The following is a 24,326-nucleotide window of genomic DNA, read 5'->3' as shown; positions in this document are numbered from 1 at the left end:
GAGACGCTCATGAGCCCGCTCCGATTTTCACGATGCTGCCGATTGTCACCCTCAGCTGTCGGTGCACCGTCGAGCCCGCCGAGTTCAGCGGAAGCCACACGACGCGGTCGGGCATGTCGGTGACACTGCACGGCAAGGTGATTGAGCCGCGTGACGTGCTGACCGTGACCGCCTCGCCATCGGCGGCGCCGATCTCGGCTGCCGTATCCGGCGACAGCCGTACCACGGGTGTGCGCGCGGTACCGGCCAGATATGGTTCGCCGTCCTGCAGGCGGCCCTCGTCGAGGAGCATCCGCCACCCGGTCAAGATCGCCTCACCAGCTTCGGGTTGGGTCGGCCCGGTGGCCGCGATGTGGGGACCGGCAGCGTGTTTGCCGTCCCAGATACCGAGCGCGGCCAGCTCCTCGCGGGCCGCCTCCACGGTGGGCACGCCCAGATGGACACCCATGTCGTCGGCCAACGCGTCCAGCACCCGGTGATCCGACTGGCCAGCTTGCAGTGTGCTGCCGCGCAGCGCGGGTTCGAATGTACGGTAGCGACCCTCCCAGTTGACGAACGCGCCGGCTTTCTGGGTCGTCGGCGCGACCGGGAACACCACGTCGGCGCGTTCGGTGACCGCACTGTGTCGCAGCTCCAGGCTGACCACGAAACCGGTGGCGTCCAACGCGGCCAGCACGGCGTCCGGGTCGGCGAAGTCCGCGGGTTCGATACCCCCGACCAGCAGCGCAGCCAACGTCTCGTCGGCAGCGGCGGCCAGGATGCCGTCGGCGTCCCGTCCAGCCGCGGCAGGCAATTCGGCGATATGCCACGCCGCACACACCTGCGCGCGGGCGACCTCGTCGGCCAGCGGGCGGCCACCGGGTAACAGCGTGGGCAACGCTCCGGCTTCCAGCGCTCCGCGTTCCCCCGCCCGCCGCGGCACCCACGCCAAACGGGCGCCGGTCGTATCGGCCAGCCGAGCGGCCGCCGACAATCCGCCCGGTACCGTGGCCAAGCGCTCCCCGACCATGATGACCGCGCCCGGGGTGGCCAGCAGGTCGCCCACTGCACCGGTGGCCAGATCGTCCAGCGCCGCGGGTTCGCCACCAGGAACGGTTTTGATCAGCCGGCCCGACATTTTGTGCAGGCCACCAGTGGCAAAGGGGGCGATCGTGTACACCGGGACGCGGTGTCTGCGAGCGGCCTTGCGTAACCGCAGAAACACGATCGGCGACTCGTCTTCGGGCTCGAATCCCACCAGCAGCACCACCGGAGCCGATTCCAAATCGGCATAGCTGACCGCCATATGCCGCCCGGCGATGCGGGCCGCCAGGAAGTCGGCCTCCTCGGCCGAGTGCGGCCGGGCGCGGAAGTCGATGTCGTTGGTGCCCAACGTGATCCGCGCGAACTTGGCGTACGCGTAGGCGTCCTCCCAGGTCACTCGGCCGCCGACCAGCACCCCGGTGCGGCCCCGCGCTGCCGCCAGTCCCTGGGCGGCCACCGCCATTGCGTGCGACCACGAGGTGGGCACCAGCGCGCCCTTGGGGTCCCCACCGTCGCGGATCAGGGGAGTGGTGATCACGTCCGGCTGGGTCGCGTACGTGAAGGCCCACCGGCCCTTGTCGCAGTTCCACTCCTCGTTGACTTCCGGGTCGTCACCGGCCAGCCGCCGCAGCACCTTGCCGCGGCGATGGTCGGTGCGTTGCGCGCAGCCCGACGCGCAGTGCTCGCAGACGCTGGGGCTGGAGACCAAATCGAACGGACGCGCGCGGAACCGGTAGGCGGTCCCCGTTAGCGCCCCCACCGGGCAGATCTGCACCGTGTTGCCGGAGAAGTACGACTCGAACGGTTCATCGGCGTAGATACCGACCTGCTGCAGGGCGCCGCGCTCCTGCATATCGATGAACGGATCGCCGGCGATCTGGTCGGAGAACCGGGTGCAGCGGGCGCACAGGATGCAACGTTCGCGGTCCAGCAGCACCTGCGCGGAGATGTTGATCGGTTTGGCGAAGGTACGTTTGGCCTCGGTGAAGCGAGAATCCGTGCGGCCGTTAGACATTGCCTGGTTTTGCAGCGGGCATTCACCGCCCTTGTCGCACATCGGGCAATCCAGCGGATGGTTGATCAGCAGCAGTTCCATCACACCGTGCTGGGCCTTGTCGGCAATCTCGGAGGTGAGTTGGGTGCGCACCACCATGTCGTCGGTGGCCACGGTGGTGCACGACGCCAGCGGCTTGCGTTGCCCTTCGACCTCGACCAGGCATTGCCGGCAGGCGCCGACGGGCTCCAGCAGCGGGTGGTCGCAGAATCGCGGGATCTGGATTCCCATCAGTTCGGCGGCGCGAATCACCAACGTGCCCTTGGGGACGCTGATTTCGACGCCGTCGATGGTCAGTGTCACCATCTCCGGTTGGCCTACCCGGATGTCAGTGTCGGCCGCCTGGGTCACGCGTCCACTCCGTTCGCGACGAGCATGGAGTCTCGGGGGTCGAATGGGCAACCGCCTCCTTCGACGTGGGCCAGGTACTCGTCGCGGAAGTGCTTGATCGACGACATCACCGGACTCGCGGCACCGTCGCCCAACGCGCAGAACGACTTTCCCAAGATGGAATCGGAAATGTCCAACAGTTTGTCAATGTCTTCATGGCTACCCCGGCCGGTTTCCAGCCGCTCGTAGATCTTATCCAGCCAGAAGGTGCCCTCCCGGCACGGCGTGCATTTCCCACACGATTCGTGCTTGTAGAACTCGGTCCAGCGGCGCACCGCGCGCACCACGCAGGTGGTCTCGTCGAAGATCTCCAGCGCCTTGGTCCCCAGCATCGAGCCGGCCGCACCCACACCCTCGTAGTCCAGCGGCACATCCAGATGCTCGTCGGTGAGCAGCGGGGTCGACGAGCCGCCCGGTGTCCAGAACTTCAGCCGGTGCCCGGCGCGCACCCCGCCTGCGTAGTCGAGCAACTCGCGCAGCGTAATGCCCAGCGGCGCCTCGTACTGGCCGGGGCGGGTGACGTGGCCGGACAGCGAATACAGGGTGAAGCCAGGCGATTTCTCGCTGCCCATCGACCGGAACCAGTCGATGCCGCCCAGGATGATCGATGGGACACTGGCGATCGTTTCGACGTTGTTGATCACGGTCGGGCAGCCATACAGACCGGCCACCGCGGGGAAGGGGGGCCGCAGCCGCGGCTGGCCGCGCCGGCCTTCCAGCGAGTCGAGCAGGGCGGTCTCCTCGCCGCAGATGTAGGCGCCCGCGCCGGCGTGTACCACCAGCTCCAGATCGAATCCGGAACCTCCGATGTTGCGGCCTAGGAAGCCGGCGGCATAGGCCTCGGCCACCGCGTTGTGCAGCCGGCGCAATACCGGCACCACCTCACCGCGTACGTAGACGAACGCGTGATGGGCGCGGATCGCGTAGGCGGCGATGATGACGCCTTCGATGAGCACATGTGGCGTCGCCAGCATCAACGGAATGTCTTTGCACGTACCGGGTTCGGACTCGTCGGCGTTGACCACCAGGTAGTGCGGCTTGGCCGCGGCGCCGGTGTCGCCCTGCGGGATGAACGACCACTTGGTCCCGGTGGCAAAGCCCGCGCCGCCGCGTCCGCGTAACCCGGAATCCTTGACGATGCTGATCACGTCGTCGGGCGGCATCGTCAGGGCTTTCTGCAACGCCTGATAGCCCCGATAGCGATCGTGGCGTTGATAAGTGGCCAGGGTCCACGACTCCGGGTCGTCCCAGTGGCGGCTGATCACCGGGGTCAACGGGGTGGCCTGCGTGGTCATTCGTCCGCTCCGGGGGTTGGTGGCGCCTGCATGTCGTTCTTCCTTGCCACCTGCAGCCCGGCCAGGGTGGGCGCGCCGGGACCGCCCTGGCCTTCGTCGGGACGCTGGTCGGGTAGACCCGCCAGGATGCGCGATGTTTGCCGGAAGCCGCACAGCGGCGCGCCGCGGGTGGGCGCCTTCGGTGTGTCGGAGCGCAGCGAGTCGACGAGTTCGCGCGCGGACTCCGGCGTCTGGTTGTCGAAGAATTCCCAGTTGACCATCACCACCGGTGCGTAATCGCAGGCGGCGTTGCATTCGATGTGTTGCAAGGTGACCACACCGTCGGAGGTGGTTTCGTCGTGGCCGACGCCGAGATGCTCTTTGAGGCGGTCGAAGATGGCGTCGCCGCCCATGACGGCGCACAGCGTGTTCGTGCACACACCCACCAGGTACTCGCCGGTGGGGCGCCGGCGGTACATGGTGTAGAAGCTGGCCACCGCCGACACCTCGGCCCCGGTCAGCCCGAGTTGATCGGCGCAGAACCGCAAACCCGCCGGCGTCAGGTAGGAATCCTCGCCCTGCACCAGGTGCAGCAACGGCAACAGCGCCGAGCGCCTGTCGGGATAGCGGCCGATGATCTCCTTGGCGTCGACCTCCAGCCGCGCCAGTACGTCCGGCGGATACGACCGCGGAGCGCCCTCGACGACAAACTGGTTGGGTTCGTCCGGTGGCGGTCCGAGCCGGATGAACACCGGCTGACCGGGTGGCTGTGTCACCGGTCCACCCCGCCCATGACCGGGTCAATGCTGGCGACCGCCGCGATCAAATCGGCGACCATCCCGCCTTCGCACATCGCGGCGACGGACTGCAGGTTGGTGAAGGAGGGATCCCGGTAGTGCACCCGGTAGGGGCGGGTGCCACCGTCGCTGACCATGTGTACGCCGAGCTCACCACGGGGGGACTCCACCGCGACGTAGACCTGGCCCGCCGGCACCCGGATGCCCTCGGTGACCAGTTTGAAGTGGTGGATCAGCGCTTCCATCGAGGAGCCCATGATTTTGGCGATGTGCTTGGGTGAGTTGCCCAGGCCGTCGGGCCCCACCTGCAGGTCGGCCGGCCAGGCGAGCTTGCGATCGGAGATCATGGTCGGGCCGGGTCGTAACTTGTCCAGACACTGCTCCACGATCTTCATCGACTCCCACATCTCTTTGACGCGAATCATGTAGCGCCCGTAGGCATCACAGCTGTCGTCGGTGATCACATCGAATTCATAGTGCTGGTATCCGCAGTAGGGCTCGCTTTTCCGCAGGTCGTGGGGCAACCCAGTGGAACGCAGTATCGGGCCGGTGATGCCCAGTGCCATGCATCCGGTCAGATCCAGGTATCCGACGCCCTGGGTGCGGGCCTTCCAGATGGCGTTTTCGTTGAGCAGCTCGCCCATTTCGCGCAGTGGTTGGCGCAACTGCTTGAGTGCTTCCGCGATTTCGGTGGCCGCGTTGGGCGGTAAGTCCTGCGCCACGCCGCCGGGTCGGATGTAGGCGCTGTTCATCCGCAAACCGGTGATCTTTTCGAACAGCGTGAGCACGATCTCGCGTGCCCGGAAGCCGACGAACATCGGAGTCATGGCGCCCAATTCCATGCCCCCGGTCGCCAATGCGACCAAATGCGACGAGATCCGGTTGAGCTCCATCATCAGCACGCGGATGACGTTGACCCGCTCGGGTATCTCATCGGTGATGCCGAGCAGCTTCTCCACGCCGAGGCAGTAGGCGGTTTCGTTGAAAAACGGTGACAGGTAATCCATTCGGGTCACGAAGGTGACGCCCTGGGTCCAGTACCGGTATTCGAGGTTCTTCTCGATTCCGGTGTGCAGGTAGCCGATTCCGCACCGGGCTTCGACGACTGTTTCGCCCTCGATCTCCAGGATTAACCGCAACACCCCGTGGGTAGACGGGTGCTGGGGCCCCATGTTGACGACGATGCGTTCACCGGGATCCGCGCTGCGCGCGGCGTCCACGACCTGCTGCCAGTCCTGCCCGCCAGCGACCAGGACGGTCTCGCCGGCGCCGCCAGCCGAGTCGGCGATTGCCGTCATCAGTTGTAGCCCCTCCGCTCGTCGGGCGGGGGTATCTGCGCGCCCTTGTATTCGACCGGGATGCCGCCGAGAGGGTAGTCCTTGCGTTGCGGATGCCCCTGCCAGTCATCGGGCATCTCGATCCGGGTCAGGGCCGGATGGCCGTCGAAGATGATCCCGAAGAAGTCGTAGGTTTCCCGCTCGTGCCAGTCGTTGGTCGGATAGATCGCGAACAGGGAAGGGATGTGCGGATCACTGTCCGGCGCAGACACTTCCAACCGGAGGCGACGGTTGTGGGTGATCGACTGCAGCGGGTAGACGGCATGCAGCTCCCGACCCGTCTCGTGCGGGTAGTGCACCCCGCTCACCCCAAGACACAGCTCGAATCGCAATTCGGGTTCGTCGCGCAGCCGCTGGGCGACCCGCGGCAGTAGATCCCGGCGGACGTGCAGGGTCAGTTCATCGCGGTAGACCACGACTTTCTCGACGGCGTCCTCGAATTCGACGCGCTCGTGCCGCAGTGCCTCGGCCAGCCGGTCGACGATATCGTCGAAGTAGCCGCCGTAGGGCCGGGGGCTGCTGCCAGGGAGGACGACTTGGCGCACCAACCGTCCGTAACCGGAGGTGTCACCGGTGCCCGAGACGCCGAACATGCCGCGGCGAACGTCGACCACCTCCGCGGTGGGGGAGTCCGGGCGGCCTTCCTGGGCGTCTTGGTTCGGCGGGCTCATCGCAGCAGTCCGCGCATCTCGATGGTGGGCCGGGCCAACAACGCCGCCTCTTCGGCCTCGGCGATAGCGCGTTCCCGGTTGATACCTAATGGCATCTGCTGAATCTTTTCGTGCAGCTTCAGGATTGCGTGCAGCAGCATCTCCGGGCGCGGCGGGCAGCCGGGTAGGTAGATGTCGACCGGAACAACATGATCCACGCCCTGCACGATCGCATAGTTGTTGAACATCCCACCTGACGAGGCGCACACACCCATGGCCAGAACCCATTTCGGCTCCGCCATCTGGTCATAGATCTGGCGCAGTACCGGCGCCATCTTCTGGCTGACCCGGCCCGCCACGATCATCAGATCTGCCTGCCGCGGCGTGGCCGAGAACCGTTCCATCCCGAACCGCGCAATGTCAAACCTTGGTCCCGCGGTCGCCATCATCTCGATCGCACAGCACGCCAATCCGAATGTTGCCGGCCACAGGGAGTTTTTGCGGACATAGCCCGCCACCTTCTCGACGGTCGACAGCAGGATCCCGCCGGGCAGCTGTTCTTCCAGTCCCACGCCCTACCTCAATCCCACGTCAGGCCCCCGCGGCGCCACACATACGCGTAGGCCACGAACACCGTGAGCATGAATATCGCCATCTCGACCAGCGCGAACGTGCCCAGCGAGTCGTAGCTGACCGCCCACGGGTAGAGGAACACAATTTCGATGTCGAAGACGATGAACAACATCGCGGTCAGGTAGTACTTGATGGGGAACCGCTGCCCGCTCGCCGCGCCGGGGCCAATGGAGGTTCTGGCTCCAGTGCTAGCGGGCTCGATCCCGCATTCGTAGGCGGCCTGCTTTGACCGGTTGAACCGCGACGGGCCGACCAGGCTCGCGATCACCACCGACACCACGGCGAAGGCGGCGGCCAGCGCCGCCAGTACCAGGATGGGTATGTAGACGTTCAACTCGCTCCATGATCCGTCGTACGGGGCCGCCAGCGCGGCGGCCGGGCGGTGACCGGGCTGCCGTGACGAACCGGGGCTTCGGGCCGTCACAGTGACCTTCAACATAGTCGCGCAACGGCCACCCCACATTCCCGGGGTCAGGCTGGTGCATACCTGTGCGAGTCGAAGCAGAACCCGTGGCTGGGTCCGGCGTCGGTCGCTGCGAAGCAAAACTGGGGATTGCGCGTCCCGGCGAATTGTATGAATGTTGGTCTAACCCCCTGATAAGCGCAGCATTTGTTGTTAATCTCGGCATTTGCCGGTTAATCGTTGGCCGTATTGAGGTCGGCGTGGCATCGAGCAGCGAAGCGGAAGGACGGGAGCTGTGAGTTTCGTCGTGCTGCCGCCGGAGATCAATTCCTTGCGAATGTTCATCGGTGCAGGCACTGCGCCGATGCTGGCGGCGGCGGCAGCCTGGGACGGGCTTGCCGAAGAGTTGGGGACCGCGGCGCAATCATTTGCGTCGGTCACGGCCGGGCTGGCGGGTCAGGCGTGGCAGGGTCCGGCAGCCTTGGCGATGGCGGCAGCGGCGGCTCCCTACGCGGGGTGGTTGACCGCGGCAGCGGCTCAGTCGGCCGGGGCGGCGGGACAGGCGCGCGCAGTGGCCAGCATCTTCGAGGCGGCGCAGGCGGCGACGGTGCTTCCGGCGGCGGTGGCCGCCAACCGCGACGCATTCGTGCAGCTGGTGATGACGAATTTGTTCGGGCAGAACGCGCCGTTGATTGCTGCCGCCGAGGGTGTGTACGAGGAGATGTGGGCCGCGGATGTGGCCGCCATGTCGGGGTACTACTCCGGGGCATCGGCGATTGCCGCGCAAGTGGTGCCGTGGGCGAGTTTGCTGCAGCGATTTCCGGGTTTGGGTGCCGGCGCCACCGGCGCTACTGGCGGTGAGAGCGTCGGCACCGGCGCTACTGGCGGCGAGAGCGTCGGCACCGGCGGCGGTGAGAGCGTCGGCACCGGAGGTGCAACCGCTAGCGGCGGGGGCGTCGGCTACGTCGGAGGCGGCGTGGCTAGCGCCGGGTTAGCGGCCGGTGATCCGGCCCATGGCAGTGTAGGCCAAGGGAATTTCGGCGGTGGCGATGTTGGCGCCGGAGACGTCGTCGCGTCGAGCGCTACCAGTGCCCATGCCGGCGTTGTGAGCCCCGGCTTCATCGGTGCCCCGCTCGCGCTCGCCGCTCTGGGTCAGATGGCACGTGGCGGCACTAACTCTGCCCCGGGAACTGCCACCGAGTCAGCTCGAGCGCCAGAGCCGGCGGCTTCCGCGCCACCGGAAGCCGTTGTGGAAGTTCCAGAACTTGAAGTTCCAGCAATGGGGGTGCTGCCAACTGTGGATCCGAAAGTTGCGGCCAAGGCCGCTCCGCTGTCGACAACGCGGGTAGGCCAATCCGCGGGTTCTGGAATTCCGGAATCGACACTACGCACCGCGCAAGGTCAGCAGGCTTCAGAGACTTCAGCGGCGGAGGAGACAGCGCCGTCGTTGCGGCCGGAAGCGGCAGCGGGCCAATTACGACCTCGGGTAAGACAGGACCCGAAGATTCAAATGCGGGGCGGCTGAACGTTCGCGCCGCGAATGCCGGCCGCGTCCGGTTAGTGGGCGGGTGCGCGCAACAGTGAGAGCACCGTGCGGCCCAGCACGATGGGGTCGACGGGATGCGGCACTGCGGCCTCGGCCCGCGACCAGCTGGCCAGCCAGGTGTCGTCCGGACGGCCGGTGAGCACCAGGATGGGCGGGCAACTGGCAAGTTCGTCTTTGAGCTGTTTGGCGATTCCCATGCCTCCGGTCGGTGTCGCCTCACCGTCGAGGATGGCCAAGTCGATGCCCCCCCGATCCATCTGGCGTATCACCATCGGACCGGTAGCCACTTCGACGTAGGTCAAATCGGGCAGATCCGGGTGCAACCGTTTGCCCAGGGCCCGCATCACCCGTTCGCGGGTCTGGACGTTGTCGCTGTAGACGAGGATCCGCAATGCGGTGCTGGAGTCGGGCACGGTGTCAGATGGTACTGGTGTCCATCGGACGCCTAGGGTGTAATCCCGCACGAGATTTCGGCGGTTGTGTACGTGACATATGGGCACAACAAGGCCAGAGTGAATATATGACCGAACAGGAAATGACCGAGCAGTGGTTAGAGGGCTGTGCGGTTCAGCGGATTATGTTCCGCGACGGTCTGGTGCTGAACTTCGACGATTACAACGAGCTGGTCATCTCGGTACCACTACAGCTGACTCTGCCGGCCATCGAAACCTCGCCCGCAGAAGTGGTCGCCATCGACCCAAACGACCCAGCCGACCACGAGCGTCCGCTCTTCGATTTCGCCGGGGCAACCTGCACAGCTTTCGTCTGGTATGACACCGGAGATCTCCATCTTGAGTTCTCCGACGGTCATCAGATCGACGTGCACCCCGATGATCGCGTCACCGCATGGGAACTGTATGGCAAATACCACGGATACGCCGCGTGCCTGGCGCCAGGCAAGCTGCGAGTTGTGCGGCATGACGTAGCCGACGCCAACGGCGACCAGTGAGGAAGCGGCAAATTGGCCAGAGCACGGCGGCGACGCGTCCCGGGAGGGGCGTTAGTCGCGCACGCGTAGTACGACCTTCCCCTTGGCGGTGCGATTCTCCAGCGATGCAATCGCCGCAGCGGCTTGGTCCAGTGGGTAGACCACTGGTTCGGGAGGAGGCAGCTTGCCCGAGCGTAGCAGCCGCTCGAGTTGTGACCACTGCTGGGCCAGCGCATCGGGGTGGGTCAGCGACCAGGCGCCCCAGCCTACCCCGACAACGTCAATGTTGTTGAGCAGAAGGCGGTTTACCTTCACGGTGGGAATCTCGCCGCCAGTGAAGCCGATGACCAACAGCCGTCCTCCCGCAGCAAGCGAGCGCAGCGAATCGGTGAACCGGTCGCCGCCGACCGGGTCTACGACGATGTCGACACCACGGCCGTTCGTCAGCTCCTGTACCGCGTCCTTGAACCCCTCGGCCAACACCACATCTGTCGCCCCGGCCACTGTCGCAAGCTCGGCCTTCTCCTGCGTGCTGACCACCGCGACGGTGCGAGACGCCCCGAGCGCCGGCGCTAGTCGCAACGTCGATGTGCCGATCCCGCCTGCCGCCCCGTGCACCAGCACCGTCTCACCGGCCTGCAGCCGGCCCCGGACCGCCAGCGCGAAGTACACCGTCAGGTCGTTGAACAGCACGCCCGCGCCCGCCTCGAAAGTCATGTTGTCCGGCAGCTTGAACACGCGCTCGGGCGACAATACCGCGACTTCGGCCATGCCGCCGGTGAGCATCGTGAGGCCGACAACCCTGTCTCCGGAACGCACTTGGCTGTTATCCGGCGCCGATCGAACCACTCCGGCGATCTCGGCGCCGAGCACGAATGGCGGCTCCGGGCGGTACTGGTAACGGCCACGGGTTAGCAGTGCGTCCGGGAAGGCCACGCCGGCAGCGTGCACCTCGATGACCACACCGGCGCTCGTGGGTTCGTCGACCTCGGCCACCTCGACCGCATCTGGTCCCTCCAGCCGAGTCACCCGTACCGCGCGCATGCCGACCAGCCTACTGGCGGGGGTGCAGACGGGCGCCAGCAGACGCAAAAGCCCCCGATTTCACTGAAATTCGGGGGCTTTGACGTCTGCTCGCCGAGGCTATTTGAGCTCGGACGACGACAGGCCCAACAGTCGGCGTGCGACCACCAGCTGCTGGATCTGCTGGGTGCCCTCGAAGATGTCCAGGATCTTGGAGTCGCGGGCCCACTTCTCCAGCAGTGATTGCTCGGAATACCCGGTAGTTCCTGCCAATTCGACGGTTTTGCAGGTGACGTCGCTGGCCATCCGGCCCGCCTTGGCCTTGCTCATCGAGGCTTCTTTGGAGTTGGGGATGTTGTTGTCGGCCTGCCAGGCTGCGCGCAGGGACAGTAGGTAGCTGGCCTCCCAGTCGGCCTCCATCCGCAGGAACTCGGCGGCCGCGGCGCTCTGGGTGTGTGAGGGCTTGTCGTAGGAGATCTCCACGCCGGCCCCGGTGAGGACACTACGGATTTCCTCCAGTGCGGCACGGCCGATCCCGACGGCCATGGCGGCCACAATCGGCCGGGTGTTGTCGAAGGTCTCCATCACCCCGGCAAAGCCCTTGCCGACCTCGATTTCCGGGTTCCCAAGTAGGTTGCCCTTGGGGATACGGGCGTTGTCGAACCGGATCACCGCAGTATCAGAACCCTTGATGCCGAGTTTGTGTTCAAGTCGTTCGACGGTCACGCCGGGATGCTCACGGGGCACGATGAACGACTTAATCGCCGGGCGGCCCAAGGATTTGTCCAGCGTGGCCCAGACCACGATGTGGGTGGCGCGGGAACCGGCGGTGACAAAGATCTTCTCGCCGTTGATCACGTACTCGTCGCCGTCGAGGGTGGCGGTCGTCGACACTGCCGCCGAGTCCGATCCGAATTCCGGTTCGGTGATGGCCATCGCTGCCCACACTTTGCCCAGCCGCTCCAGCTGCTCGTCGGTGGCTACCGCGGAGATGGCTGCGTTACCCAGCCCCTGATAGGGCAGCGACAGCATCATCGCGACGTCGCCCCAGCTGGCCTCCATCGTCTGTACCACGGCGGCCATGTTGGCACCGTTGTGGTTTTCGTCCTTGCCTTCGTCCTCGTCGCGAAGCGAATGGGCTCCGGCAAAGTTGAACGATTCGGCGGCGCCCTCGAACAAATTGATCAGGGTGTCGAGTTCGACCGGGTAGGCATGTTCCTTCAGGTCGTACTTGCGGGCTATCGGCCGCATCATCTCCGCAGCGCCCTGATGGGTCTTGACGATGATCGCCTGCAGCTTGCGCGGCAGTTCCAGATTTATTGCCATGATTGATCTTTCAGCTCGTTCTAGATGACAACAACGCCCTCGGCGACGCCGATGGCTCGCAGGTCGCGGTACCAGCGCTCAACCGGATGCTCCTTGGTGTAGCCGTGGCCGCCCAGCAGTTGCACCCCGTCCAGGCCGATCTGCATGCCCTTGTCGGAGCCAAGCCGCTTGGCTAGCGCCGCTTCCCTTGCGAACGGCAGACCCTGCTCGGCACGGGACGCCCCGCGCCAGGTGATCAGGCGCAGGCCGTCGAGCTCGATCGCGATGTTGGCGCACATGAACGCCACCGCTTGGCGATGAGCGATCGGCTCGCCGAAAGCCTGGCGTTGTTTCACATACGGGACGACGTAGTCGAGCACGGCGTGAGAGGTACCGACCGCCAGCGCCGCCCAACCCAACCGGGCCAGCGCAAGCGCCTCGGAATAGTCGTTGTCGCTGGCTTCGTCCTCGCCCAGCCGGGCGTTAAGCGGGACCGACACCCCGCAGAGTTCGACCTGGCCCAACGCCGCGCCGCGAATCCCCATGCTCGGATCCGCCTTGACGGTCAGGCCGCTGGCCGCGGACTCGACAATGAACAGTGCGGGCTTGCCGCCCAGCTGCGCGCCGACAATAAACAGCTCGGCGTCGGCGGCGGCCGGGATCAACGACTTCACGCCGTCGAGCCGGTAACCGGACGGGGTGCGCACCGCGGTGGTCTTCAGCCGGGTGGGATCGAATAGTGGCTGCGGTTCGGTGATGGCCACGCAGGCCTGCGGAACGTTCTCGCCGGCGAACTCTTTGAGATAGGTGGCCTGCTGATCGGCGCTGCCCCAATGGGTGAGCGCGGACGCCACCCCGCCAGGCGCCAGGATCGGCAGTGCCAGGCCCATGTCGCCATACGCCAGTGCCTCAGCCACCAGCACGTTGGTGACGCTGGAGCGGTGTTCGGCGATACCGTCGAAGTCCTCGGGGATGTTGATCGCGGTAATGCCCAGCTCGGCGGCCTTGGCGGTCAAGTCGGACGGGTAGGTCGCGGCGTCGTCGGCGTCGTGCGCGGCGGGTCGCAGTACCTCTTCGGCGAATTCGTCGACGGTCTCGATGATCAGCTTCTGGTCGTCATCGGGCGTCAGATCGAAGTAGTCTCGGCCGCTGGACTTCAGCCGGGTCGGTCCGCCCCGCAGGCCTTGCACCCGCTGGAACTGACGGGTGGCGGCGCCGGCAGTGGCAAACATCGTCTTCACGCCGTAGCGCAGTGATCGGTTCAGCGGATCGCGCAGGCGGTATTTGTCCAGGAACTCCTGGCCGACAATCGGGGTTAGCAGCGCCAGTGCGACGTCGATGCCGGTCCGTTTGTGGGGCGCCAGGCCGACACCGGTCGTGCGGCCGCGTCTATCGGTGCGTGCGCCGGAGGGTTTTGCAGCATTTGCAGCAGAGGTGGTGTTGGTCATACGGCAGCCTCGGTCATCGGGGTGATAGCGGACCACCCTATCTTACTCCGGAGTAAGATAGGGGTGCTTGTTAAGTTGTTCACATCCGGGACAAGCTGGTCAGCAAGGGCAGCCGGCGCTGGCCCCAGTGTCCGGCCGGTCCGTCGTACACGCCAGGCATCTGATAGCCGCATGCTTGGCAGCGGCCGTCCTCGGTGAGGGCGTAATGTCGTATCGAATACCAGTCGCGAACGATCACCGTTGCCCGGCAGCCTGGGCACGAGGTGCTGCCACCCACGGCATCGTGAACGTTTCCGGTGTAGACGAAGCGCAGGCCTTCGCCAATGCCGATCTCGCGGGCTCGGGTCAATGTGGCGGGTGGTGTAGCCGGGGTGTCCATCATCTTGTAGTCGGGATGGAACGCGGTGAAATGCACCGGCACGTCGACGCCCAGGTTTTCGCGGATCCATCTGCATTCGGCAGCGACTTCCGCGTCGCTGTCGTTACGTCCGGGAATCAGCAGGGTGGTGATCTCCAACCACACATTCGTCTGGTGCCGCAGGTAGGCCAGGGTGTCCAGGACGTTGCGCAGGTGACTGACGCAAACCTTGCGATAAAAGTCTTCGGTGAATGCCTTTAGGTCGACGTTGGCGGCGTCGACACGCCGGTAGAATTCCGCGCGGGGCTCAGGACACATGTACCCGGCCGTCACCGCGACGGCTTTGATTCCCTGGTCGTGGCAGGCGTCGGCTACATCGGCGGCATACTCCCAGAAGATCGTTGGGTCGTTGTAGGTGAATGCCACGCTGCGGCAACCCAATTCGTGTGCGGTCCGGGCGATGTCGGCCGGGGCCGCCCGACTGGCCAGGACGTCGATCTCGCGGGACTTGGAGATATCCCAGTTCTGGCAGAACTTGCACGCCAGGTTGCACCCGGCGGTGCCGAAAGACAGCGTCGCCGAACCTGGCAAGAAGTGGTTGAGCGGCTTTTTCTCGATCGGATCGACACAGAATCCGCTAGAGCGTCCGTAGCTGGTGAGCTTCACTTGATCGTCAAATCGGCCGCGGACGAAACACAGGCCACGCTGTCCCTCGTGAAGTTTGCATGCGCGTGGACATACATCGCACTGGATCCGGCTGTCGTGCAGTCGGTGCCAGTGTTTGGTTGCGATGGTGAACGGGTCGCTCATGGCGCTCTCGAGCGCCAGGTTACCCGGCGTTGAGCCGTGTCAGCACCTCGTCGTGCAACAGACCGTTGGTTGCAACGGCGCTGCCCCCGTGTGGGCCGGCGACGCCGTCCAGGCTGGTGAGCCGCCCGCCCGCCTCACGCACCACGATGTCCAGTGCCGCCAGATCCCATACCGACACTTGCGGTTCGGCGGCAATATCGACGGCGCCCTCGGCCACCAGGCAGTAAGACAGAAAGTCGCCGTAAGCACGCACGCGCCACACGGTATCGGTCAACCCGATGAAGCGTTCACGTAGACCCAGCCGCGCCCACCCGGACAGACTGGAAAACGACAAGCTCGCCGAATGCAGCTCTGCCACAGAGGAAACCGACAGCCGGTGTGGACGCGCACCATCGACGGATGCGAACGCGCCCCGGCCGCGTGCCGCCCACCACCGCCGTTGCAGCGCCGGCGCACTCACCACACCGACCGACGGGACGCCATCTTCAAGCAGCGCGATCAAACTGGCCCACACCGGCACCCCGCGCACAAAGTTTTTGGTGCCGTCGATCGGGTCTACGATCCACTGCCGTCCGGTGAAGGTCGTTGATCCGCCGAACTCCTCGCCCAAGACGCCGTCGCCGGGCCGGTCGCGGCCCAGCGTCTGGCGCACGTCGGATTCGACCGCCCGATCGGCGTCGGTCACCGGCGTCAAATCCGGTTTGGTGTCGATGCGCAGATCGAGCGCCCCGAACCGGACCCGCGTCAATTCGTCCGCACGGTCGGCCAGAGCCAGCGCAAGCATTAGATCGTCGTGGCTCACTGGTGCACCATCCTTTCGCCGAGCGTGTACCCAGTGCGATTTTTCGCGTGCGTTCTTGCACTGAGTTCACGCTCGGCGTAATAACGGCTCATGCCAGCAGTCCTACCATGGCCGGGTGGGATGGGAGTTTGGCGTGCTACTCATACTGATCGCGGTCCTAGCGGTATTTCTTGCTCCGCGGCTTATCCCGCGCGGCCCGCGGGGAGATCTGGCCAGCGGCACGCTCCTGGTGACCGGAGTCAGCCCGCGACCGGACGCAGGCGGCCAGCAGTATGTCACCATCGCCGGGATCATCACTGGGCCCACGGTCAATGAGTACGCCGTGTATCAGCGCATGGCCGTCGACGTCGACCAGTGGCCGACCGTCGGTCAAATACTTCCGGTGGTGTACTCGCCGAAGAATCCTGACAATTGGACGTTTACGCCCAACGGGCCGCCTGTCGGTTAGGCGCCGGGTTACCCTGCCGCGGGTGGGTGGGCCATCACCGTGAGCCGAACCCCGTATCGAGGTAGGACGCCGGAGGCTCGCCCTGCTGCCACTGGCACCCCCGGTACACCTGGCATCCCGTGCTCGGCCACGTCGGTCCCCGGGAGTGTGGTCAGGCCGGCGGGCGACAATGCCGAGACAGGGCGCGTCGAGGGCGCGGCCCAGCTCGGTGGGACCGATAGTTGCCCAATCGAGTTTGCCCGGCCGACACTCGCGAGCACCGTGTTGCCGACGCTCGCCGCACCGCCGGCACCCGACGCAGACACCCCACCGCCGGGACTGGTCGCGGAAACCAACTCGCCGATCCCAAAGTCGCCCGGTGTCACCTCCGCGGGATTCTCGTCGCCGACGTTCAAAAGGCCTAGGTTGCTCTCGGCCCCGATGGTCCCGGCAACAAAGGACTCGACATCCTGCGTCACACCTACCGTGGCATATCCAGCGAATATGGCGTCAAGGAAGGTGAAGTCCTCAGGGATGAAGCTCGGAATCGTCAGCGCTTGCAGCGCTTGGGTCACCGTCTCAATCAGCAGCGACAGTGGGTCGGTGGCCTGGCTGACCGCGGCGGCCTGAGCGGTCAGGCCGGCCGGGTTGGTGGTCTGCCGCGGCGGGGAGAACGGTGTCAGCAGGGCCGCAGCCGCTGAGGCGGTGGCGTAACCGTACATCGCGGCGGCGTCCTGGGCCCACATCTCGGCGTACTGTGCCTCGGTGGCCGCGACCGCCGCAGTGTTCTGGCCGAAGAAGTTCGTCGCGATCAGTGCTAGCAGCTGTATCCGGTTGGCCGCTACCACCGGTGGCGGCAGGGTCATTGCGTATGCTTGCTCGAAGGCCAGCGCTGCCGCCCTGGCTTGGATCGCTGTTTGCTGTGTCTTTTCGGCGGTCGTGTACAGCCAACCGATATAGGGAGCGGCCGTCACCGCCATCGATTCCGCTGCCGGTCCACGCCAATGCAAGGCGGCCAGTCCGGACAGCACCGATCCATATGCCTCGGCTGTGGTGGCCAACTCGGCGGCCAGCGAATCCCAGCCGCCCGCGGCAGCCAACAGCGATCCTGCCCCAGGGCCGGTGTACATCCGGGCGGAGTTGACTTCCGGTGGTAACAGTGCGAAATCCATTGTGTCTCAGCTCCTTACATTTGTGCGGATACGGTGTCGTGCTGGTCGAGAACTGAATGGGTCAAGGTGGGGCTCCGCTCGGGCGCAGGCCGGCTGATACTTGTTGACCAGTGCGGCAACTCGTGCCGCGGCCAGTGTACAACTGGGCGGGCAGGTTGTATGGCAGTCGACTGACGGCGGATCGGAGATTGATCGACGCCGTGCCGGCCGCATCGAGATGCGCTCTCACAGCGCGGCTATGCCCAAATATTCTGTGGGTCAAGCGATATGCAGCCGATGGACGGCCGCTGGTTCGGCAGCTGTCGGCAACTGTAAGCCATTTCTGGGACTTTGCTGTGAAAAGCTGGGCGATGGTTGTGGACCTGGACGAGCCACCCGTGCGATAGGTGAGATTCATTCTCGCCCTGACGGGTTGCGTCTGTCATCGGTCGATAAGGACTAACGGCCCTCAGGTGGGGACCAACGCCCCTGGGAGATAGCGGTCCCCGCCAGTAACGTACCGCTGAACCGACGGGATGTATCCGCCCCAGCGAAGGAGACGGCGATGAGCGATCCTCGGCCAGCTCGGGCAGTGGTCGTTGGTATCGACGGGTCAAGGGCGGCAACGCATGCGGCGTTGTGGGCGGTCGATGAGGCGGTGAACCGAGACATTCCGCTGCGACTGGTGTACGTCATCGATCCGTCCCAACTGTCCGCCGCCGGCGAGGGCGGTGGGCAATCAGCGGCCCGAGCGGCGCTGCACGACGCCTCTCGGAAGGTCGAGGCCACCGGGCAACCGGTCAAGATCGAAACGGAGGTTCTGTGCGGCAGGCCGCTCACCAAGCTGATGCAGGAGTCCAGGTCCGCGGCGATGCTGTGCGTCGGTTCGGTGGGGCTTGATCATGTCCGCGGTCGCCGGGGTTCGGTCGCGGCGACCCTGGCTGGGTCGGCCTTATGCCCCGTGGCGGTGATTCACCCGTCGCCGGCCGAGCCAGCGACAACCTCCCAGGTCAGCGCGGTTGTCGCGGAGGTGGACAATGGTGTGGTGCTGCGGCACGCATTCGAGGAGGCCAGGCTGCGCGGAGTTCCGCTGCGGGCCGTGGCTGTCCACGCTGCTGAAACACCCGATGACGTCGAACAGGGCAGCCGGTTGGCGCATGTACACCTGAGCCGTCGGCTCGCCCACTGGACCCGGCTCTACCCCGAGGTGCGGGTGGATCGGGCCATCGCCGGCGGCAGTGCGTGCCGTCATCTGGCCGCCAACGCAAAGCCGGGTCAGCTGTTCGTCGCGGACTCACACTCCGCGCACGAATTGTGCGGTGCATACCAGCCCGGATGCGCCGTACTTACGGTACGCAGTGCCAACTTGTAGGGAGCGGATCTTGGGAGTGGTGCCCTGGTGGTAAAGGTCTTCTTGGTCGATGACCACGAGGTGGTGCGTCGTGGTCTGGTTGACTTGCTTGGGGCCGATCCCGAGCTTGACGTCGTAGGTGAGGCGGGTTCGGTCGCCGAGGCGATGGCCAGGGTTCCTGCCGCGCGCCCAGATGTCGCGGTGCTGGATGTCCGGTTGCCCGATGGCAACGGCATTGAACTGTGCCGCGATCTGTTGTCCCGCATGCCCGATCTGCGCTGTCTGATCCTCACGTCCTACACCTCTGACGAGGCCATGCTAGATGCGATTCTCGCCGGTGCCAGCGGATATGTCGTCAAAGACATCAAGGGAATGGAGTTGGCGCGCGCCGTCAAAGATGTGGGCGCTGGACGGTCGCTGCTGGACAATCGGGCCGCGGCCGCGCTGATGGCCAAGCTGCGCGGTGCCGCCGAGAAGCAGGACCCGCTATCAGGCCTTACCGACCAGGAGCGGACGCTACTGGGCCTGCTTAGCGAGGGCCTGACCAACAAGCAGATCGCCGACCGAATGTTCCTAGCCGAAAAGACGGTGAAGAACTACGTGTCGCGGTTGCTGGCCAAGCTGGGCATGGAACGTCGGACGCAAGCCGCGGTATTCGCGACGGAGTTGAAGCGCTCGCGGCCACCCGGTGATGGACCATGACAACAGGGGGCCTCGTCGACGAAAACGACGGCGCCGCAATGCGTCCACTGCGTCACACGCTCTCCCAACTACGCCTGCACGAGCTGCTGGTCGAGGTGCAGGACCGGGTCGAGCAGATCGTCGAGGGCCGGGACCGCCTCGATGGTCTGGTGGAGGCCATGCTCGTGGTCACAGCGGGCCTGGACCTGGAGGCAACCCTACGCGCTATCGTGCATTCAGCGACCAGCCTTGTCGATGCGCGCTATGGCGCTATGGAGGTGCACGACCGGCAGCATCGGGTATTGCACTTTGTCTATGAAGGCATCGACGAGGAGACCGTTCGGCGGATCGGCCACCTACCGAAAGGCCTAGGCGTCATCGGGCTGCTCATCGAAGATCCCAAACCGTTACGGCTGGACGATGTTTCTGCGCACCCGGCCTCGATTGGTTTTCCGCCGTATCATCCGCCGATGCGTACCTTCCTCGGGGTACCGGTTCGGGTGCGCGATGAATCGTTCGGCACTCTGTACCTGACTGACAAGACCAACGGGCAACCGTTCAGCGACGACGACGAGGTTCTGGTCCAGGCGCTGGCGGCCGCCGCGGGTATCGCAGTCGCGAATGCCCGGCTCTACCAGCAGGCTAAGGCGCGTCAGTCGTGGATCGAGGCCACCCGTGACATCGCCACCGAGTTGTTGTCCGGCACCGAACCCGCGACGGTGTTCCGGCTTGTCGCCGCGGAGGCGCTCAAGCTGACGGCGGCTGACGCTGCCCTGGTAGCCGTTCCCGTCGACGAGGACATGCCTGCCGCTGACGTGGGGGAGCTGCTGGTGATTGAAACAGTCGGCAGCGCTGTGGCTTCCACTGTTGGGCGAACGATTCCGGTGGCGGGCGCGGTGCTGCGGGAGGTCTTCGTCAACGGCATTCCGCGACGGGTCGACCGGGTCGATTTGGAAGGCCTGGACGAACTGGCCGACGCAGGTCCGGCGCTGCTGTTGCCGCTGCGGGCCAGAGGTACCGTAGCGGGTGTCGTTGTTGTGCTGAGTCAAGGCGGTCCAGGGGCTTTCACCGACGAACAACTCGAGATGATGGCCGCGTTCGCCGACCAGGCCGCGCTGGCTTGGCAATTGGCCACTTCGCAACGTCGGATGCGCGAACTCGACGTACTGACCGACCGGGATCGTATCGCCCGTGACCTCCATGACCATGTCATCCAGCGGCTCTTCGCGATTGGCCTGGCTTTGCAGGGTGCTGTCCCGCACGAACGTAATCCTGAAGTGCAGCAACGACTCTCGGACGTGGTAGACGATCTGCAAGACGTTATACAGGAAATCCGGACCACCATTTATGACCTGCACGGAGCATCGCAGGGTATCACTCGGCTCCGGCAGCGAATCGATGCGGCCGTAGCCCAATTTGCCGACTCGGGGTTGCGCACCAGCGTTCAATTCGTGGGTCCATTGTCGGTGGTCGACAGCGCGCTCGCCGATCAGGCCGAGGCGGTGGTTCGGGAAGCGGTCAGCAACGCGGTTCGCCATGCGAAGGCCAGCACGTTGACCGTCCGGGTCAAAGTCGACGACGACTTGTGCATCGAGGTGACCGACAACGGCCGCGGGCTGCCCGACGAGTTCACCGGAAGCGGCTTAACGAACCTGCGGCAGCGGGCAGAGCAGGCCGGCGGCGAATTCACCCTCGCCAGCGTACCGGGCGCGAGCGGAACAGTGCTGCGATGGTCAGCACCGTTGTCGCAGTAGCTCTTCCGGCCACTCAACGACCTGGGACAGTTCGCGCCGTGGCGTCGGTGGCAACGGGTCGGCATTGATCGGTGCCCAACCCACTCGCAGCAGCATCTGGGGGTAGCCGCCGGCGCCGAACACCTCGGCACGGACCGCGTCGCGGGTCTTGGCGATCTCCAGCGGTTCGGTGATCGGGCAGCACGCCAGCCCCATTGCCGTCGCGGTCAACAAGACGATGCTGGCGGCCTCGCCGGCGCGCAGCCGGGCCAACCGGTCGTCTGTCTCGGTGCCTAGTGCCAGGATCGCGGCGCCGTCGTCAGCGGGTAAGACGTCGGACGGCTGAGACAGACCGGGCCCGGCGAACAGGCGACCGGGGATCGGGGCACTGGGGTCTGATGGCGGCTCGTTGCGGGCGGGAACCCCGGCCACTGAACCGTAGCGCCCACTCCAAATGGTGAGCTCGCGCAGATATTCCTCGTCGGTCACGTGGTCCAAGACAGCCTGCGCCACAATGGCTTTCATTCGGTCTAGGGCACTGACCTGCCGCAGCATGACCCCGCCACGGGCTGCTCTTGCGGCCATCAACGCGATGTCACCTCCTGGCACCGGCCAGCAACTGTAGGCGCGCCGATCGGTGCGTCGCCGCGGTATGGCCGCCGCCAAGGCGACATCGGCCTGATCGGGAACAAGCGGTTGTACCCCGATGGTGGCCAGATGGCAGCGGTCCTTGGGATCGGGGAAACGGTTTACCTTGGCCTGCCAGCCCAGCGACGCCAAAGCGACGACGCAGTGGTGCAATGCCACACCACAGCTGAGGATCAACTCACGCCCGTCCGGATCGGTGCTACGCAGCTGCATATCGGGTCTAGAGAACAGCTCCAGACTCGTCGGGCATACCCGCCACCGCCACGGCTGCGTGTTGTGGATGGAGGGGGCCCGGACGGCCAGGGTGAGAACCGTTCGCACGGTTTCGGCGTCCGGGAAATGGGTGTTCATGGCTGCCGGGCCTTTCCCATCAACGGCTGCGGTCATCTATTAAGGATCGCGCGTCGACAGCCGCGGTGGCAGAGCACGAAGGCTCGCCAGCGGAGGACCTTTGGCCCTGCCTCAACGGCTCCTCGCAGCGGAGAGTGGTACTGACGGTTGCAGATAATCCGGATCACCGGGGAAGGCGCTGACCATGAATCACCTAACGACACTTGACGCCGGGTTTCTCAAGGCAGAAGACGTGGATCGGCACGTGAGTCTGGCAATCGGCGCTCTGGCGGTCATCGAGGGGCCGGCTCCCGATCAGGAAGCCTTCTTATCGTCGCTCGCTCAACGCCTACGTCCCTGTACCCGGTTCGGGCAGCGGTTACGCCTGCGCCCGTTCGACCTCGGTGCACCCAAATGGGTGGACGATCCCGACTTCGATCTTGGCCGTCATGTGTGGCGCATCGCCTTGCCGCGGCCTGGCAACGAAGACCAGTTATTCGAGCTGATCGCCGATCTGATGGCGCGTCGTTTGGACCGGGGTCGACCGCTGTGGGAGGTCTGGGTCATCGAAGGCCTGGCGGACAGCAAGTGGGCGATCCTGACCAAACTGCACCACTGCATGGCCGACGGAATCGCGGCGACTCACCTGCTAGCTGGGCTCTCCGATGAAAGTATGAGCGACAGCTTCGCGAGCAACATCCACACGACCATGCAGTCGCAATCCGCATCTGTGCGGCGGGGTGGATTCCGTGTCAATCCAAGCGAGGCGTTGACCGCGTCGACCGCCGTGATGGCAGGCATCGTTCGCGCGGCCAAGGGTGCCAGTGAGATCGCGGCCGGCGTGCTAAGTCCCGCCGCGTCGTCGTTGAACGGGCCGATCAGTGATTTGCGTCGCTACAGCGCAGCAAAGGTCCCTCTCGCCGACGTCGAACAGGTGTGCCGGAAATTCGACGTCACCATCAATGATGTTGCGCTTGCCGCGATTACGGAAAGCTACCGCAACGTCCTCATCCAGCGGGGTGAGCGGCCTAGGTTTGATTCGCTGCGTACGCTAGTGCCGGTCTCGACGCGTTCCAACAGCGCTTTGAGCAAGACCGATAACCGTGTTTCGTTAATGCTGCCCAACCTGCCGGTGGATCAAGAGAACCCGCTGCAGCGGCTGCGGATCGTGCACTCGCGGCTGACTCGGGCCAAGGCGGGGGGACAGAGACAATTCGGAAATACTTTGATGGCGATTGCCAACCGCCTTCCGTTCCCCATGACCGCATGGGCGGTCGGGCTGTTGATGCGGCTGCCGCAGCGTGGTGTTGTCACCGTGGCGACAAATGTGCCGGGTCCACGACGGCCGCTGCAGATTATGGGCAGACGGGTGCTTGACCTATACCCGGTTTCGCCGATCGCGATGCAACTGCGCACCAGTGTCGCGATGCTCAGCTACGCCGACGACCTGTACTTCGGGATCCTGGCCGACTACGACGTGGTAGCAGATGCCGGCCAGCTGGCGCGAGGAATTGAAGACGCCGTCGCACGGCTGGTGGCGATCAGTAAGCGGCGCAAGGTGACTCGCAGGCGCGGAGCGCTATCGCTGGTTGTGTGACGAGGCCTCGCAGGCAAAGGTCTGGCTGCGGTCCGGTTCCGGACCGAACCTGAAGTGGCGGCCGGTGATCTCCCACGGGATCACCCGCACACAGTGACGTTTCAGCGTCGCGGTCCACGGTAGTAACTGGGCGCGTTCGGCTTCGCGGACCCCGCGTCGGTCGTCAGCACCTGGGCGCGAACCTTGACGATCACGCTCCAGCCCTCGGCAACGTTGTGGTCGTCCGCCTCGAAAGCCACCGCGCACTTCGCGACGGCTGAAAATAATTTGGCGCCCTCCGCGGTACGAAACAGCACGGTGCGGCCTTGCACCACGAAATTGACTGGAAGATCCCAGGCTCATCAGCAAAGGTGGTAACTAGCCGACCGAGTGCAACGCTGCCCAGCCGGTGCCAACTTTCGTCTTCTGACAGCACGGTAACGGAATCGTCGATCATGGCTCAACCGTTCGACTTGACTCACCAAGAATGCCCGCGAAACACCCTCGGTGCCTCACGTAAATATGCCCGCGACATGGTGACCGTCGTGAGGCATGGGAAGTGGGTTGTCGATGAGATCTCGCGCGGAGGTCACCAGCAGGTACGCCAAGGCGTATGTGCAGGCTTTGAAGAAGAGCCGGGGCCGGATT

At 65.2% G+C, this 24,326-nt stretch carries 22 protein-coding genes and 1 pseudogene; 7 read left to right on the top strand and 16 right to left on the bottom strand.

Annotated elements, in window-relative coordinates; genetic code table 11:
* Positions 1 to 7 precede the first annotated feature (7 nt).
* Genes FF952_RS16620 through FF952_RS16590 form a run of 7 tightly spaced genes read right to left on the bottom strand, consistent with a single transcriptional unit; the run spans position 8 to position 7,492 of the window.
* Positions 8 to 2,428, bottom strand: a complete 2,421-nt coding sequence (locus FF952_RS16620; RefSeq protein ID WP_003899937.1) for an NADH-quinone oxidoreductase subunit G — start codon at positions 2,426 to 2,428, stop codon at positions 8 to 10.
* The gene (gene nuoF / locus FF952_RS16615) at positions 2,425 to 3,762 is read right to left on the bottom strand and encodes an NADH-quinone oxidoreductase subunit NuoF (protein WP_003416439.1); all 1,338 of its coding nucleotides are present in this window, start codon (positions 3,760 to 3,762) and stop codon (positions 2,425 to 2,427) included. The genes FF952_RS16620 and nuoF overlap by 4 nt, the downstream gene beginning before the upstream one ends.
* Positions 3,759 to 4,517, bottom strand: coding sequence for an NADH-quinone oxidoreductase subunit NuoE (nuoE, locus tag FF952_RS16610; protein ID WP_003416434.1), 759 nt, complete (start codon positions 4,515 to 4,517; stop codon positions 3,759 to 3,761). Before nuoE ends, nuoF begins: the two co-directional genes overlap by 4 nt.
* Positions 4,514 to 5,836 (bottom strand): NADH dehydrogenase (quinone) subunit D, encoded by a 1,323-nt coding sequence (gene nuoD / locus FF952_RS16605; protein ID WP_003416430.1) that lies wholly within the window; start codon positions 5,834 to 5,836, stop codon positions 4,514 to 4,516. The genes nuoE and nuoD overlap by 4 nt, the downstream gene beginning before the upstream one ends.
* Positions 5,836 to 6,546 carry an NADH-quinone oxidoreductase subunit C gene (locus FF952_RS16600; protein WP_003416425.1) on the bottom strand — a complete coding sequence of 237 codons (711 nt, stop codon included), beginning with the start codon at positions 6,544 to 6,546 and terminating at the stop codon, positions 5,836 to 5,838. The genes nuoD and FF952_RS16600 overlap by 1 nt, the downstream gene beginning before the upstream one ends.
* Entirely contained in the window at positions 6,543 to 7,097 is a 555-nt protein-coding gene (locus FF952_RS16595; protein WP_003416420.1) for a NuoB/complex I 20 kDa subunit family protein, read from the bottom strand. The genes FF952_RS16600 and FF952_RS16595 overlap by 4 nt, the downstream gene beginning before the upstream one ends.
* A gap of 8 nt (positions 7,098 to 7,105) precedes the next feature.
* Complete coding sequence (locus FF952_RS16590; protein ID WP_003416417.1) at positions 7,106 to 7,492, bottom strand: NADH-quinone oxidoreductase subunit A; 387 nt, start codon at positions 7,490 to 7,492, stop codon at positions 7,106 to 7,108.
* A gap of 364 nt (positions 7,493 to 7,856) precedes the next feature.
* On the opposite strand from FF952_RS16590, the gene FF952_RS16585 reads away from it, so the two are divergent.
* The gene (locus FF952_RS16585) at positions 7,857 to 9,086 is read left to right on the top strand and encodes a PPE family protein (RefSeq protein WP_003901551.1); all 1,230 of its coding nucleotides are present in this window, start codon (positions 7,857 to 7,859) and stop codon (positions 9,084 to 9,086) included.
* A gap of 32 nt (positions 9,087 to 9,118) precedes the next feature.
* Here the strand turns inward: FF952_RS16585 and FF952_RS16580 are convergent, their stop codons facing one another.
* Positions 9,119 to 9,520, bottom strand: a complete 402-nt coding sequence (locus FF952_RS16580) for an Rv3143 family two-component system response regulator (protein WP_003416410.1) — start codon at positions 9,518 to 9,520, stop codon at positions 9,119 to 9,121.
* A gap of 107 nt (positions 9,521 to 9,627) precedes the next feature.
* On the opposite strand from FF952_RS16580, the gene FF952_RS16575 reads away from it, so the two are divergent.
* Positions 9,628 to 10,056 (top strand): DUF6188 family protein, encoded by a 429-nt coding sequence (locus FF952_RS16575; protein ID WP_003416407.1) that lies wholly within the window; start codon positions 9,628 to 9,630, stop codon positions 10,054 to 10,056.
* Positions 10,057 to 10,107: 51 nt separating this feature from the next.
* Here FF952_RS16575 and FF952_RS16570 read toward each other — a convergent pair whose 3' ends face one another.
* The 5 genes from FF952_RS16570 to hisN all read right to left on the bottom strand — a co-directional run bounded on the left by FF952_RS16570 (position 10,108) and on the right by hisN (position 15,781).
* A complete protein-coding gene (locus FF952_RS16570) occupies positions 10,108 to 11,079 on the bottom strand; it encodes an NADPH:quinone oxidoreductase family protein (protein ID WP_003904999.1) in 972 nt (323 codons plus the stop codon).
* 99 nt (positions 11,080 to 11,178) lie between these two features.
* On the bottom strand, positions 11,179 to 12,384 hold the full coding sequence (locus FF952_RS16565; protein ID WP_003899936.1) for an acyl-CoA dehydrogenase family protein: 1,206 nt from the start codon (positions 12,382 to 12,384) through the stop codon (positions 11,179 to 11,181).
* A gap of 20 nt (positions 12,385 to 12,404) precedes the next feature.
* Complete coding sequence (locus tag FF952_RS16560; RefSeq protein WP_003900638.1) at positions 12,405 to 13,811, bottom strand: acyl-CoA dehydrogenase family protein; 1,407 nt, start codon at positions 13,809 to 13,811, stop codon at positions 12,405 to 12,407.
* Positions 13,812 to 13,890: 79 nt separating this feature from the next.
* Complete coding sequence (gene amrS / locus FF952_RS16555; protein ID WP_003416391.1) at positions 13,891 to 14,979, bottom strand: AmmeMemoRadiSam system radical SAM enzyme; 1,089 nt, start codon at positions 14,977 to 14,979, stop codon at positions 13,891 to 13,893.
* Positions 14,980 to 14,998: 19 nt separating this feature from the next.
* The gene (gene hisN, locus FF952_RS16550; protein WP_003416388.1) at positions 14,999 to 15,781 is read right to left on the bottom strand and encodes a histidinol-phosphatase; all 783 of its coding nucleotides are present in this window, start codon (positions 15,779 to 15,781) and stop codon (positions 14,999 to 15,001) included.
* Positions 15,782 to 15,896: 115 nt separating this feature from the next.
* On the opposite strand from hisN, the gene FF952_RS16545 reads away from it, so the two are divergent.
* Positions 15,897 to 16,229: a hypothetical protein gene (locus FF952_RS16545; RefSeq protein ID WP_003416383.1), complete on the top strand. Its 333-nt coding sequence runs from the start codon at positions 15,897 to 15,899 to the stop codon at positions 16,227 to 16,229.
* 8 nt (positions 16,230 to 16,237) lie between these two features.
* On the opposite strand, the gene FF952_RS16540 is transcribed toward FF952_RS16545, so the two are convergent.
* Entirely contained in the window at positions 16,238 to 17,380 is a 1,143-nt protein-coding gene (locus FF952_RS16540) for a PPE family protein (RefSeq protein WP_031680808.1), read from the bottom strand.
* Positions 17,381 to 17,924: 544 nt separating this feature from the next.
* On the opposite strand from FF952_RS16540, the gene FF952_RS16535 reads away from it, so the two are divergent.
* Genes FF952_RS16535 through dosS form a run of 3 tightly spaced genes read left to right on the top strand, consistent with a single transcriptional unit; the run spans position 17,925 to position 21,145 of the window.
* Entirely contained in the window at positions 17,925 to 18,731 is an 807-nt protein-coding gene (locus FF952_RS16535) for a universal stress protein (RefSeq protein WP_003416373.1), read from the top strand.
* A 27-nt stretch (positions 18,732 to 18,758) separates the two neighbouring features.
* A complete protein-coding gene (gene dosR, locus FF952_RS16530) occupies positions 18,759 to 19,412 on the top strand; it encodes a hypoxia response regulator transcription factor DosR/DevR (RefSeq protein ID WP_003416369.1) in 654 nt (217 codons plus the stop codon).
* A complete protein-coding gene (gene dosS, locus FF952_RS16525; RefSeq protein WP_003416363.1) occupies positions 19,409 to 21,145 on the top strand; it encodes a hypoxia sensor histidine kinase DosS/DevS in 1,737 nt (578 codons plus the stop codon). The genes dosR and dosS overlap by 4 nt, the downstream gene beginning before the upstream one ends.
* Here the strand turns inward: dosS and FF952_RS16520 are convergent.
* The gene (locus tag FF952_RS16520) at positions 21,125 to 22,123 is read right to left on the bottom strand and encodes an Acg family FMN-binding oxidoreductase (RefSeq protein WP_003416362.1); all 999 of its coding nucleotides are present in this window, start codon (positions 22,121 to 22,123) and stop codon (positions 21,125 to 21,127) included. The two genes, dosS and FF952_RS16520, sit on opposite strands and share 21 nt — an antisense overlap.
* Positions 22,124 to 22,307: 184 nt before the next feature.
* On the opposite strand from FF952_RS16520, the gene tgs1 reads away from it, so the two are divergent.
* On the top strand, positions 22,308 to 23,699 hold the full coding sequence (gene tgs1, locus FF952_RS16515) for a diacylglycerol O-acyltransferase (RefSeq protein ID WP_003899932.1): 1,392 nt from the start codon (positions 22,308 to 22,310) through the stop codon (positions 23,697 to 23,699).
* Here tgs1 and FF952_RS16510 read toward each other — a convergent pair.
* Positions 23,682 to 24,135, bottom strand: a pseudogene (locus FF952_RS16510) (pyridoxamine 5'-phosphate oxidase family protein). The gene tgs1 and the pseudogene FF952_RS16510 sit on opposite strands and share 18 nt — an antisense overlap.
* Between the last annotated feature and the right edge of the window lie 191 nt (positions 24,136 to 24,326).

Source organism: Mycobacterium tuberculosis complex sp. N0072 (assembly GCF_030323725.1).
GTDB lineage: Bacteria > Actinomycetota > Actinomycetes > Mycobacteriales > Mycobacteriaceae > Mycobacterium > Mycobacterium tuberculosis.
Note: the sequence above shows the minus strand (reverse complement) of the source record. Positions and strands in the feature narration are given on the sequence as shown.